The sequence below is a fragment of the Pseudomonas reactans genome (genome assembly GCF_013385825.1).
In the GTDB taxonomy this organism is placed as follows: Bacteria; Pseudomonadota; Gammaproteobacteria; order Pseudomonadales; family Pseudomonadaceae; genus Aquipseudomonas; species Aquipseudomonas reactans.
In genome coordinates, this window is sequence record NZ_JACAPG010000014.1 from 431,675 (window position 1) to 445,290 (window position 13,616).

The 13,616-nt window shown below is 58.7% G+C and carries 10 protein-coding genes; 3 read left to right on the top strand and 7 right to left on the bottom strand.

Translation table 11 applies throughout. The annotated features are described in order from the left end of the window. Window positions 1-25: 25 nt before the first annotated feature. Window positions 26-835, bottom strand: coding sequence for a helix-turn-helix transcriptional regulator (locus tag HX868_RS18560; protein ID WP_016975814.1), 810 nt, complete (start codon window positions 833-835; stop codon window positions 26-28). Window positions 836-1,092: 257 nt separating this feature from the next. Here HX868_RS18560 and HX868_RS18565 point away from each other — a divergent pair, with 257 nt between their 5' ends. Then, a complete protein-coding gene (locus HX868_RS18565; RefSeq protein WP_058425948.1) occupies window positions 1,093-1,365 on the top strand; it encodes a DUF1652 domain-containing protein in 273 nt (90 codons plus the stop codon). 85 nt (window positions 1,366-1,450) lie between these two features. Here the strand turns inward: HX868_RS18565 and HX868_RS18570 are convergent, their stop codons facing one another. Next, window positions 1,451-3,904, bottom strand: coding sequence for a UvrD-helicase domain-containing protein (locus HX868_RS18570; RefSeq protein WP_177003906.1), 2,454 nt, complete (start codon window positions 3,902-3,904; stop codon window positions 1,451-1,453). Between the two features lie 218 nt (window positions 3,905-4,122). Between HX868_RS18570 and HX868_RS18575 the strand changes: the two genes are divergently transcribed. Beyond that, on the top strand, window positions 4,123-4,818 hold the full coding sequence (locus HX868_RS18575; protein WP_177003907.1) for a pirin family protein: 696 nt from the start codon (window positions 4,123-4,125) through the stop codon (window positions 4,816-4,818). 151 nt (window positions 4,819-4,969) lie between these two features. On the opposite strand, the gene pgm is transcribed toward HX868_RS18575, so the two are convergent. The 4 genes from pgm to HX868_RS18595 form a co-directional block, all read right to left on the bottom strand. Next, complete coding sequence (gene pgm, locus HX868_RS18580; RefSeq protein ID WP_177003908.1) at window positions 4,970-6,616, bottom strand: phosphoglucomutase (alpha-D-glucose-1,6-bisphosphate-dependent); 1,647 nt, start codon at window positions 6,614-6,616, stop codon at window positions 4,970-4,972. Between the two features lie 106 nt (window positions 6,617-6,722). After that, a complete protein-coding gene (locus tag HX868_RS18585) occupies window positions 6,723-8,129 on the bottom strand; it encodes an aminotransferase-like domain-containing protein (protein WP_177003909.1) in 1,407 nt (468 codons plus the stop codon). Continuing rightward, entirely contained in the window at window positions 8,126-9,535 is a 1,410-nt protein-coding gene (locus HX868_RS18590; protein WP_177003910.1) for a hypothetical protein, read from the bottom strand. Before HX868_RS18590 ends, HX868_RS18585 begins: the two co-directional genes overlap by 4 nt. Before the next feature lie 706 nt (window positions 9,536-10,241). Beyond that, window positions 10,242-11,264, bottom strand: coding sequence for a zinc-dependent alcohol dehydrogenase family protein (locus tag HX868_RS18595; RefSeq protein ID WP_025854663.1), 1,023 nt, complete (start codon window positions 11,262-11,264; stop codon window positions 10,242-10,244). 247 nt (window positions 11,265-11,511) lie between these two features. On the opposite strand from HX868_RS18595, the gene HX868_RS18600 reads away from it, so the two are divergent. Then, entirely contained in the window at window positions 11,512-12,426 is a 915-nt protein-coding gene (locus HX868_RS18600) for a LysR family transcriptional regulator (RefSeq protein WP_028616088.1), read from the top strand. 76 nt (window positions 12,427-12,502) lie between these two features. Here HX868_RS18600 and HX868_RS18605 read toward each other — a convergent pair whose 3' ends face one another. Then, complete coding sequence (locus tag HX868_RS18605) at window positions 12,503-13,492, bottom strand: helix-turn-helix domain-containing protein (protein ID WP_246355550.1); 990 nt, start codon at window positions 13,490-13,492, stop codon at window positions 12,503-12,505. Window positions 13,493-13,616 lie beyond the last annotated feature (124 nt).

The window sequence follows — 13,616 nt, forward strand, 5'->3', positions numbered from 1 at the left end:
ATAGGGTGGATCCTAGAGCGCAGTGTCAGGGGCTGTCTTGCGCGCGTGCACGCAGGGAAATTTGTTTGACGTAGGCCTTGGGTGACTGCCCTGTGTGCTGGCGAAACGCACTGTAGAACGCCGAGAGCGAGTTGAAGCCGGCGGCAAATGCCAGGTCATCGACCTTTATCGGCGGCAAGGCCTTGTCCAGCGCGGCCAGCAAGTGGTGAAGCCTGGCCTGGTTGACATAGCGATAGAAGCTTTGCCCCAGCACCTGGTTCAGTAAATAGGAAATCTGATTGCGACTGTAGCCACACTCCTTGGCCACCCGCTGCAAGTCCAGCTCCGGGTCCAGGTAAGGCTGCTTGCGTTCGAAATACTGCTGCAGGTCATTGGCCATATGCCCCAATTGCTGGGGCGACAAGCCTAAACGGCTAACCGAAGGCCGCGCGGCCTGGACGGGTTGCTCATGCACCAGGGAGGCGTACTCATTGACCCGCCAAATCAGCCCGTCGCGTACCGTGATGGCTTCGCTGGTGCGAAATGACACCAAACCGTGGCCGCCACGCAAGGTGATGCGGTACTGGATGAAGGCCGTATCGCCATCGGCGCGGATGCGATCGCTGTGTTCAATCGCTTCATCGGCCTCGCGCGGCATGCTGGCTTGCAGGTAATCACGCAGCTCGGCGTAACCGACGACACGGTTCTGGAAAAAGTCGTGGTACTGGATGTCCGGATGGTAGTAGGACATTACGCCCTCCAGGTCCCGATGGCGCCAACACAAGTGGTGGCGCAGCACCAACTCGCGGGTGGCGTGGGATTGCTGAGGCTCATCGTCTTGGGCGATGTCGGGCATGGAGGGGCTCTGCGGCGGGTAAACCCTGGAGATTGCCGAATTTTATCGGGGTCTTCAATGGCGAATTGGTACTTCTGACTAATGGCCTATTGCCCAGTCTTCAGTAGGACATGACCTACATCAAACTTATGAAAGACAACCGCCGAACGGGGCTCAAAAAGTCACCTTGCCTTTGCGAACGGATGCTATTTTTAAGCTCTTCGACGCCATGACCAGTGAAGGTCCTGGCCCCTGCCGCGAGCTAAAGGAAGCGCTCAATGAACAAGGTGGGCAACATGAACAAAGTGACGTTCCCCAACGCCTGCCAGCTGATGCGCTGGCATTTTCACCCGATGGGTTTCGAGGGCAGCATGGATGCGCCTGGCAGTATGATCGCCCGATTGTTCGACCGAGCCAGTGGCGAAACGCTGATCGCCATCGCCGGCATTCCTTGCGCCACCGTGATGAATGCCGCCGATGTGGAGCGCATCATCGAGGCCGTGGAGGATGAGCTGGAGTCGTTTGTGCCGCCGCAGTCCCTGCGGGCTTAAACACAATCTGTAGGAGCCGGCTTGCCGGCGATGAGGCCCATGGGTGTATCCGCGCCTTTGGACGCCATCACCGACAAGCCGGCGTCTACACAGAATCGCGTTGATCATCAAAGAAGGCTTTCTTGCCATCCACCCGCTCCGACGCTTTCGGCACATTCAGGGCCTGACCTTCGGGCTTTTCCACGTACCAATAGCAATGGCTCACGGCGCGGGTAATGCCCACATAGGCCAGGCGCAACACTTCGTCCTTTTGCGCATTGTCATAGGGCTCGCTGTCGCCAGCCTTGCCCAGACCCGCCATCCGGTACACCTGGTTTTTATACGGCGAGCTAGTGACATGCTGGCAATCCCCAAGCAGAAACACCGCGTCAGCCTGCAGGCCTTTGGCACTGTGATAGGTCAATTGTTTCAGCCTCCGCGCCTGGGGCGGCAAGCTAGAATCCACATTAACTACCGATTGAATATGCTCTTGAATCAATAGCTTATCGCTACCTTTTCGATAAAGCATCAATATCGAATCACCCTTCTGATAATGCTCCGACAACCGCCGCCCCAATGCCGCGTCGTCCCGCTCCAGCACCGCGACTGGTACCAACGCCTTGGGCGCGCCACTGGCTTTGGCTTTCTTGCCAGCAATCGCCGGCGCGGCGCGCACGATGTGCTCGGCCGCATCGATGATGTGCTGGTGGCTGCGGTAGTTCTCGCCCAACATCACGCGGGTGGTCGATGGCGATGGGAACTCCTTGTCGAATTCCATGAAGTACTTGGGCGAACTGCCGCGCCAGCCATAGATCGACTGCCAGTCATCCCCCACACACAACAGCGATGAGCGCTGGGCGCCGCGCCCCACATGCATGGCCGGACCACGGCTGCGGATCTCGCGCAGGCTGGCACGGATCCACGAGACGATCTGCGGCGAAACGTCTTGGAACTCGTCGATCATCAGGTGCGACAAGGGGCGCAGCAACGGATCGCTGAGCAGCTTGAGGTTTTCCGGGGTGTTTTCGCCAAACAGCGAGAACATCCGGTTATAGGTCATGATCGGTGGCGATTGGTCCAGCAGGTGATCTTCCAGGGCTTTCCAGAAGATGCTCAGGGCTTCGAAGAAGAAGCGGTCTGGGTCATCCTTGGCAAAGCTCATCTGCCCGACAGCGGTAGGCACGTCCAGGCCGAGGTTTTCGATGAATCCGGCGGCCATCACGAAACTGTCCAGCAGCGGCGCTGATGCCAACTCGCCTTTGACCTTGTAATCAAAGCCGGGGCCGGCCGTAGCATCACCGGCCAAACTGCTTAGCAAGCGCTTAGATGACTCGTAACTATCTAGCCATATCAATGGCTTACGACAGAAAGCTTGAAACAAGGTGCGCTTCACCGCCCATTCTGCGCGTACCGACAGCTTTGAGTGAGGTCGGCTGGTCTGCGCGTTTTCCCGCGAATCGAAGCCCAGTACCACCCAGGCGTCCAGTTCGGGAATGTAGCCATGACAGTGAAATTGCGCGCCGTTGATTTCCACGGTCTGGCGGCTGGGTTCAATCCCTTTGATCGGCCACGCGCCCGCGCGAAACCACAGGTCCTCGATCACATCGCAGAGTTCTTCATCACGCTTTGCGGCCAGCTCGGTCACGGCCATCCTTTTTTGCACATCCGGGTGGTCGCGCTCCAGCTCCTTGAGCTGCAAGCCGTGGCGCGCCAGCGGCGCAATCAGCTCACGGAATCGCGGGTGCTGCCCCTGCAGACGGTGATAGCAGGCATTCATCTGCTGGCGCTGGGCTTCGTTGATACGCAGGTCGAAGGGGTTACTGTCGGCGTCTTCAAAACCAGCATTCAGGTTCTCGAACGCTTGCAAGCGCTCAAAGCCCGGCAGGCTGCGCACCATGGGCAGGATGCGCGAGTGAAACGTACGCACCACGGCTTGCGCTTCTTTCATACCAAGGGGTTGGCCCCAGAGGTTGAGAGTTTCCATGAGCTTGTTGATGAAGTCCTTGCGCGACTCTCGGGTGAAGGTCACCACCGTCATCGAGCTCAGCTCAAAGCCCAGGTAATGGGTGAGCAGCAAAATGCGCAGTACCAGCGACGTGGATTTGCCGGCCCCGGCCCCCGCGATCACTGAGGTCGAGGGCGTCTCGCTGAAAATCATCTTCCATTGCGCCGCGCTCGGCTGGGCATGAGCCGGCAGCAATCGCGCGACATCGACCTTGATGCGTTTCTTCAGCTCGACGGTGAGCGGCAGGCGCCAATCATCGAACAGGCTGTCATCAACCCCCGGCGCACGGTGTTCATCCGGACGGAAGTCACGAATCAACAGCACCTGGCGACCTTCTTCGATGCCATCCGCCTTGCCTTCGCGATAGCCATACTCCACACCCGCCTCATGCCCACTGCGAAAACCGTCAGCCTGCCCGTGCAACCAGGAAAACCGATGCTGGGCGCGCAAACGGGTCAAGCCATGACCAAACAGGCGCGCAGCCAGGCGTTTGAATAACGGCATTTCAGCCAAAGGGCGCAGTTCGGGAGGAAGATCAGGCTTTTGTTGCGACACGCGGACTCCTGCGATGAGCTTGGATCAGACAAGTGCGCCATGGTCGCCGGAATCGTCGCTCAGTTCCAGCCAATTGCTTTGCCGTCATGCAGTTAGACGATGAACTGAAAGTCAAAACGCCACCAATCAATCTAATCGACTGATAGGAATCAGGCAGTTTTTACGCTTTTTATCGATCATGAGCTGCAGGATCATAGGGCCATTCACAGGAGACGATCATGCTTGAACTTCGACCTTTCAACTCCCTGGGCGGCGCCCACCACGGCTGGCTTGACGCTCATCACCACTTTTCGTTTGCCGAGTACCACGACCCCAAGCGCATGCACTGGGGCAACCTGCGGGTATGGAACGACGACATCATCGCGCCGGGCACGGGTTTTCCGCAGCACCCGCATCGCGATATGGAGATCATTACTTATGTGCGTGAAGGTGCGATCAGCCATGCCGACAACCTTGGCAACAAGGGGCGCACCGAGGCGGGTGATGTGCAAGTGATGAGCGCAGGCACCGGGATCGCCCACAGCGAGTACAACCTAGAAGACATGCCGACCAAGATTTTCCAGATCTGGATCATTCCGAACGAGGCAGGTTTACCGCCTTCCTGGGGCGCCAAGCCGTTCCCCAAGGGTGATCGCGAAGGTTTTGTGACGCTGGCGAGTGGCAAGGCTGGGGACACCGAGAGCCTGCGCATTCGTGCAGATGCACGACTGGTAGCGGCGAACCTGAAGGCTGGGGAAAGTGCCGAGTACCAGCTGGACAGCGGGCGTCGGGCTTATCTGGTGCCGGCGACTGGCATCATTGAAGTCAACGGCTTGCGTGCACAAGCTCGAGATGGTGTAGCGATTGAAGATGAGCAGGTGTTGCGGGTGACGGCGGTTGAAGACAGCGAGATTGTCTTGGTTGACCTCGCTTGACTTTGCAGGGGCCCGGCTTATGTGGCGAGGGAGCTTGCTCCCGCTGGGGTGCGAAGCGCCCCCCAACAGCCGACTCCAGCTGCGCTGTCGAGCGGGAGCAAGCTCCCTCGCCACAAAAGCCCGCCCCCCCCCCATTGTATACAGCGGGTTTTCAGTTAACGCTGATAGCACCGTCTACCAGCACCTGCGCCTCTTCCACCAATTGCTTGAGGTGATCCTCACCGATAAAGCTCTCGGCGTAGATCTTGTAAATATCCTCGGTGCCGGATGGCCGTGCGGCGAACCAACCGTTTTCAGTCATCACTTTCAGCCCGCCGATCGCCTGGTTGTTGCCCGGCGCGTGACTGAGAATCTGCTGGATGCTTTCCCCGGCCAATTCGGTAGACGTGACCTGATCTGGCGACAGCTTGCCCAGCAGGGCTTTCTGCGCCGGAGTGGCCTTGGCATCTACTCGAATCGCGAACGGTTCGCCCAATGCGTCGGTCAGGCCACGGTAGATCTGGCTGGGGTCCTGGCCTTTGCGTGAGGTCATTTCGGCCGCCAACAACGCCGGGATCAGGCCATCCTTGTCCGTGCTCCAGACACTGCCGTCTTTGCGCAGGAACGAAGCACCGGCGCTTTCTTCGCCGCCAAAGCCCAGCGAACCTTCGAACAGGCCATCGGCAAACCATTTGAAGCCCACGGGCACTTCGTACAGACGACGGCCAATGCGTGCGGCGACGCGATCGATCAAGCCACTGCTGACCACGGTCTTGCCCACGGCAGCGTCTGCGCGCCAGTCAGGACGGTTCTGGAACAGATAGTCGATGGACACCGCCAGGTAGTTGTTCGGCGCCAGCAGGCCACCGGACGGGGTGACGATGCCGTGGCGGTCGTGGTCCGGGTCGCAGGCGAAGGCCACGTCGAAACGCTCTTTGAGACCGATCAGGCCTTGCATGGCGAAGCTGGAGGATGGGTCCATGCGGATCTGGCCGTCCCAGTCAACACTCATGAAGCGGAACGTGGAGTCGACCTCAGTGTTCACCACCTCCAGGTTCAGGCGGTAATGCTCGGCAATTGCCGACCAGTAGCGTACCCCTGCTCCGCCCAGCGGATCCACGCCCAGCCGCAGGTCGGCGCTGCGGATGGCGTCCATATCGATCACGTTGACCAGGTCAGCCACATAGCTGTTGAGGTAGTCATGGCGATGAGTGGTATCGGCCTTGAGGGCCTGGGCGTGGCTGATGCGCTTGACCCCGGCCAGTTGGTTGGCCAGCAGTTCGTTGGCCTTGGCTTCGATCCACTTGGTGACGTGGGTATCAGCCGGGCCGCCATTGGGTGGGTTGTACTTGTAGCCGCCACTCTGCGGCGGGTTGTGCGACGGCGTAATGACGATGCCGTCGGCCAGGCCGCTGGTGCGGCCACGGTTGTAGCAGATGATGGCGTGGGAAATCGCAGGTGTCGGCGTGTATTCGTCGCCTTCGGCCAACATCACGTGCACACCATTGGCGGCCAGTACTTCCAGGGCGCTGGCACCAGCAGGCGTCGACAGCGCGTGGGTGTCCAGGCCGACGAACAGCGGGCCGTTGATGCCTTGGGCTTCACGATACAAACAAATGGCCTGGCTGATGGCGAGTACATGCCATTCGTTGAAGCTCAGTTCAAACGAGCTGCCACGGTGCCCAGAGGTACCGAACGCCACGCGCTGGGTGGAGATTGCTGCATCAGGCTGGCCCGTGTAGTAGGCCGTGACCAGTCGCGGGATATCCACCAGCAACTGGGCTGGCGCCGGCTTGCCCGCAAAAGGACTGATTGTCATGCATAAACCTCGGAAAGAAAGATTCGGGATAAAACGGCAGTTTACTGAGAGTTGGACTACTGCGCGACGTTATCGATCCTACAACAGCAAGAGAAACTTCATGCACTCATCCCGTCTGCGCCTGATGCAACGCTTCACCTAGCGCCGCCAGGAGACTGTCCAAATCCTGTTGCCCCTGAAAAGTGTGGCTCAGACGCAAATGTTGCTGATGCAGGCCGCTGACACTGAACAGTTCGCCAGGAGCAATCACCACTTGCCGGGCAAGCAGGCGCTGGAACACCTGGCGCATATCCACTGTTCTTGTGGAACCCAACCAGAACGCTGCACCGGCAGCGGGTGCACGATAGGCCACTTGGTCTCCCAGATGCCGGTCCAGGCGCTCGCACATTTCGTCCGCCCGCTCGCGTAACTGCAGGCGCAGCCCACGCAGGTGCAGGTCAATTCGTCCGCTGTGATAAAGGCGCGCAATGGCGCGCTGGCGGATCGGTGACAGACGAAACGAGCGCAACAGGAAATGGCGCTGCAGTTCGCTGCTCATACGCCGGGACAGCAGATAGCCATAGGGCGCTTCCGAACCCAGCACTTTCTCGAAAGAGGAAAACACTATCAGTCGTTCAGGGTTCACCAGCTCCCGCAGTGCGGCCTGCGGCTCGTCGAAACCCAACTCGCCAAAGGTGTCGTTTTCCAGCAGCCAGCAACCGTATTGGTCCAGCATTTGTGCCAGGGCCAGGCGATCCTGAAGGGGCATGGAAATCCCGGCCGGCACGCTGGCCCTTGATGACAGTAACACTAGATGCACCGACTCGACGCCCAGCAACTGGTCAAGGGTCACCAGGTCCAGGCGCCCCTCCGCTGTCCAGGGCAGCTCAAGAATACGCACCCCGGCATCCTGAAGCAGGCGCAGGACCAACCAATCGCAAGGTGATTCCACAATCACCGACCTCCCCCTCAGCCCCAAAACTTCGATGAGGATGTCCAGTACACTGCGCAGATCAGCACCGATGTAGACATTATCGGCCTGCCAGCAGCGAGTAGGCGACGACGTGTAACGCGCCGCCAGCGCTGCGCGCAGCTCCCAGACGCCGCAAGGCTGGGACCAGGGCTGCAGATACCGCGGATACTGGCGGACCAGCTCACGCTCCAGGCGCAACAGCGTGCCATCCAGAGAAGCCAGCAGCGCGGGCTCATCCCCGCTGAGCACCACCATTCCTGGACTTCGTGCCGCGGCGTAGAGCCGATCCAACAGATCACCGCTGGCACCTGCCAGCGGACTTGCGGAGAGTGGCCAGGCGTAATAGCCCGATTTGGCCACCGAATAGACCCTGCCCTCTTTTTCAAGCAACGAGTAGGCATATTGGACCGTCGAGATCGACACGTTCAAGCGCCCCGCCAATTGCCGCAGGGACGGCAGTTTTACCCGTGCGTCGGTACTGACCTCGTTGATCAGGTTGATCATGTAGCGATAGACCGCCTGATACGCGAAATCCGCCTGCCGTTCGCCGCGCAGTGTCATCGCCCGGACAATTGACAGGCTTGCGCACTGTCATAGGCCATGGCGCCAGCACTGTGCTGTTCGCCACTCGAGTAGCTCAGCGGGCGTTTGCGATAAAGGTGTTGCAACAAAGGCATGGATAAACCGCTGGTATCGGTGAGCCACTGTTGCAGCATGTCGGCGGACAGCTTGCCCTGCAGGGCTTTGTGCAGTTCCGGCAAGGCCACCAGCATGCCCGGATGACACTGTCGCAAATAGCCTTCCAGCCGTTCACCATGATGGATAAACGGGGAGAACAGCAGGCAAATCAACTGAGTCTCGTCCAGCCCAAAGAACTGCTGGGCATAGGTGCTCGACAGGGTGCGGCTTTCACGGGTTCCCAGCTGTTCGAACACGGCCTCGGACACGCAGCGTGTGGCCTGTCGGATAAAATCTTGCACGCCTTGCTCATAATCCAGGTCCCGCAGGCATTGGGCCTGCAGCCCACGCAGGTGGGCCATCAGCAGCGGGTTGGAATAGGCGGGATGACTGAAGCGAAAACCCTGCGGGTCAGGCGAGAGGGCCATGAACGCGTTGAGCATGGATGAGGATGGCAGGTCTACGTCGTCCAGCAAATCGGCGATACCGATGTAGGCCAAGTGACGATGGCTGGCCTTGCTAGGGTTTTGACTCGCTGCATACTGGTCTCCGTATACATCGCGGTAATAACCGGTACTCCATTCGTCCATGCGTGCGAACAGTCCGGTGAGCGACGACGGCCAATTCTCCGGTATCGCGATACCCGCACCGCGTGCTGTGTTCTTGAGCCAGGCGAGAAGCTGAGTCTGCTTGCGTGGCGAGTCACCGCTGACCAGCGCATGCACTCCGCCATTCCAGGAGGCGACGCGCTGGTAGAAATCCCCAAGCGCCAGGTAGGTATCACTGCACAACGTGGCGCGGCAGTCACCGGAACTCAGGTGACCGACCATTAACATGTTGCGCTGGCTGATTTCTCGTCCAAGGGTAGACGCGGGTCGCAAGTGGTTGAAAGGTATCACTTCCTGGTTTTCCACCATCAACAGCTCAACCCTTGGATCATCGTGTAGAAACAGCCCCCCATAACCCCGATTGAGATCCTCAAGCATGCTTTCGGTCATTCCGGCATGCCGCAATGTCGCGACGCGCAAATGAAAGGTTCGTGGGGCTCGTCCAGCGATGGTCAATTGAGCAGCCCGCAACAAGGCCAAGGTGTAGCTACTCACTTTGCCGCCGCCATGGGCCACCAGCACTTTGTAATCCCCCACTTGCTCCATGCCGCCTGCCGCCACCACGATCCGCTGGACCAATAACTGGAGTGCCGTTCGCTCTTCACGAGCAAAGTGCCCGATCAAGCGCTGTAAAACTTGCTGATAAACATAAGTCATAGCCTGTTCGTGAATAGTGCTCATCATTCTATTACCTGAGTTTGGATATCAGTTTCAAGCAACTGTTGGCAGTATTTGCTCGACCTGTTGCGCGTGTAAGAAATTCGCGCGCGGCCCCGTACGCCAATGACTAAACATTAGCACCACGAAACAAAATGACATCAGTTACATCGTAATGGGCACACGTCCTGAAAACGCAAAAAACGCCGTATGTACTGGCTTCCAGCAAGCAGGATCACGTCCCTAGGATGTTTCTGACAAACTCTTACACGCATCTGAACGACCACTTAAGGAAGGTTCTTACAAATGCCTACGACCAACTTTCCAACTTATTGTATTGAAACTTCTCGTGAGCACCTGAGTTTCCCTGGTGCCCTGCGCTGACCGCGCAATCAGTTTCAACTACTCGCGATAGTGGTATCGGATATTCAATCATTGCTCAGTCCTTGAGATGAAAGTGACGGCGCAATTATCAGTGCTGGAATAATGATTAATAGATACAGAACCCTGCCGAAAACCAGTGCAGATGAATAACAACAGGCCTATAAGTCACGCGCACACAAAGACGCCGCACTGGAATTCAGGGCGGCGTCAGGAAAAAGATCAGGTTTTAGGGGTTAAAGCGCCAATCTGGCAGCGGGTGGGCAGCACCCTTGCAGCCCTGTTAAATGGCGCTTTTGTCCCATGCAACAAGTGTAAGAAATGTTCTTTTTGAGAATATTCCTACACCCTAAACAGCTTCAACCTGCAATGCAACGCGCTCGCGGCACGGGCATTCGTCCATGTAGCGATGCGCTTCCACGAACTGATTGAACGGAAACACCGTGGTTTTCAGCGGCACCAGCACGCGGTCGGCGGTGAGTTGGTTGATATCCCTGAGCGCCCGCTGCAAGGCGACCTGGTCCTGGATGATGCCCAGCTCAGGCTTGCCAGTGAAGTTGCCGATGCAGTGCACAAAGAACTGAATGTTCTTCTGAAACGCTGCACAGGCCGGGAACGGTGTCTGGTTGCCGCCCTGCAAGCCATACAGCACCAGGCTGCCACGCGGCGCCAATACATCGCCGAGCAACGACATCTGCGGGCCGCCCAAACCGTCGAACACCACGTCGACACCGCGGTTATCGGTGAACTTGTTGATTTGCATCAGCAGGTCCTGTTCTTCAGTGACGATGACTTTCTCGGCACCAAGGGACAGCAGGTATTCACGCTCATCACTGTCTTTGGTCGCGGCAATCACCCGAACACCCAGGGCTTTGCCCAGTTGCACAAAGGATGGGCCGGCGCAGTGGCTGGCGTCAGTCACCAAGGCAAACTGCCCAGGTTTGACCCGCGCCAGATCAACGTAGGCAAAGTAGGCAATCAGCAGCGGCGTGTAGTGCACGCTCGCCTCGATAGGGCTCAACACATCCGGATAACGGGTCAGGGCCGAACGGGGCAGGACGATCTGTTCGCCATACACCGGATAATCATTAGGGCTCTCGGCCGGAAAACTGGCCACCTTATCGCCCACTGCCAAATCATCCACGCCATCGCCTACGGCGACCACCACACCGGCCATTTCATGGCCAAGGCCGGACGGCAAGCGTGCATGGGAAGACGCCAGGTTCTGGCGCCACAGAATGTCATACCAGCTGATGCCAATCGCTTCGACACGCACCTGCACTTCGCCCGGTGCGGGCTGCGCGGCTGCATGCTCTTCGCATTTGAGCACCTCGGCCGGACCAAACTTGTGAAAACGGATCGTGCGGGACATCGCAAACCTCGTCAAAGTAACCTCTAATGCCATGAACTCTATCTGGGCTTTCCGGGTAAGACCACCGGTCGCCATTAATAGTCGACATGCCTGTCATTGATTCCGCATGTGAGGAATAGACCTCAGCTATCGTAGGAAAACTCAATTATCCTGTGCAGAGTACCAGCCTTTCCCCGTAAGATTCATGCCGGTCATTGTTTACATATGGCCGCTCTCGTCAAGTTTGCTGACTCTTCCAGGACACAAGATGAACCGTAACGACCTGCGTCGTGTCGACCTTAACCTCTTGATCGTATTCGAAACCTTGATGCATGAGCGCAGCGTGACCCGTGCCGCCGAGAAATTGTTCCTCGGCCAGCCGGCCATCAGCGCAGCGTTGTCACGCCTGCGCGGGCTGTTTGATGATCCGCTGTTCGTGCGCACCGGCCGCAGCATGGAGCCATCGGCCCGGGCGGTGGAAATCTTCGCCCTGCTCTCCCCGGCCCTGGACTCCATTTCCACCGCCGTCAGCCGCGCCGCCGAGTTTGACCCGGCCACCAGCACCGCCGTGTTCCGCATCGGCCTGTCCGATGATGTTGAATTCGCGCTGCTGCCCCAACTGCTCAAACGCCTGCGTGCCGAAGCCCCGGGGATTGTGCTGGTGGTGCGTCGCGTCAACTACATCCTGATGCCAGGCCTGCTGGCTTCCGGCGAAATTTCCATCGGCGTCAGCTACACCGCCGACCTGCCGGCCAACGCCAAGCGCAAAGTGTTGCGCCGCAGCCTGCCAAAACTGCTGCGCGCCGACAGCGTGCCGGGCTCCCTGAGCCTCGACGACTTCTGCGCCCGCCCCCATGCGCTGGTGTCGTTTGCTGGTGACTTGAGCGGGTTTATTGACGAAGAACTGGAAAAACTCGACCGCAAACGCCACGTGGTACTGGCCGTGCCCCAGTTCAACGGGTTGGGTACCTTGCTGGCAGGCACGGATATTCTGGCGACCGTGCCGGACTATGCGGCCGAGGCGCTGACCTCGGCCGGTGGCTTGCGTGCGGAGGATCCGCCGTTGCCGGTGCGCAGCTTTGAGCTGCATATGGCGTGGCGGGGGTCTCAGGATAATGATCCGGGTGAGCGGTGGTTGAGGTCGCGGATTCAGATGTTTTTCGGAGACCCCGATAGCCTCTAGTAAATGCTTGACCTCAGCTCCATGCCGCACCCACCTGTGCGTCCAACGAAATCAGAGCGCTTAGGCACATCTTCGTTTACGACGCATTAATACCCAGTGATTTGCTCCTCCCGCCGTGCTTGAGCGTCGACGGGTTGATTCCGAACTGCTTACGAAACGCCGTCGCAAAATGACTGGCATTGGCGTAGCCCAGGTCCGAGGCGATGCGCATCACGGATTCATCGCCGCTCATCAAGCGGCTGCGTGCCTGGATCATGCGTGCTTGCTGGAATACGCCGTAGACACTGTTGAAAAACAGTTGCCGAAACCCGCGCGTCAGCTTGGGTTGGCTCAACCCGGACTCACGCGCCAACTCAGACAGGCTTGGCGCCTTGCCCAGGTCTTCAAGCAGACGCTCACGGGCACGCACCAGCCGTTGGCGGTCGGTGTTGCTGACGCGGCAGGTGCATTCGGCGTCCTGGCGTACTTCCAGGAACAAGCTCACCAGCGTAACGCTCTGCCCGTAAAGCCACAGGTTGCTGCGCGGCTGAGCTGTTGTCAGGCCAGCACCTTGGTCCATGGCGGCGCCTAGCAGGTGCGCAGTCGCGCTCATTTCGCCACTGCGGTGACCATCGAGAAAGCAATGGTCACACGCCAGTGCTTTGTTTAGCAGTGGGTCGAGTTTCAGTTCCCATTGCTCAAGCACTTCAGGACGAATCATCACGGTGATGTTATCGATCTCGCCGTGCTGGTGGTAAAGACCGTGGCGGCAACGACCAAAGCTGATGCTGCCCGCGCCCTCGTCAATCGCATAGCGCCGTTGCCGACGCCCCTCTTGAAAGCTGCACGAGGCCTTGCCTTTGAGCAGGTTGGTGAAGCTGAAATGGATGCAATCGCTGTCGTCCTGCAAGGGTAATTCGATTGGCTGATCGAAGGTGCTTTGCCACCGCACGATGTCCAGCCCGTCCTGCAGCGACACGCGGGTGACGCGACAGTGCGCCCCTGGCCCGAGGTCGCATCCATATCCTCCCGTAATGATTCGCGAGACCGGCATCGGCTCCCCTGCGCCTCCTTGAACGGCTGACATCGTAAATCTCCTGGCTGACCGGATACGGCTCGAATCAGATCACATCGGGGTGGAAGTGTGCAATTGATAATTATTAGCATCTGGCGCGCTGCACAGGCTCCGCCAAATCGCCGCTGCCACCCCG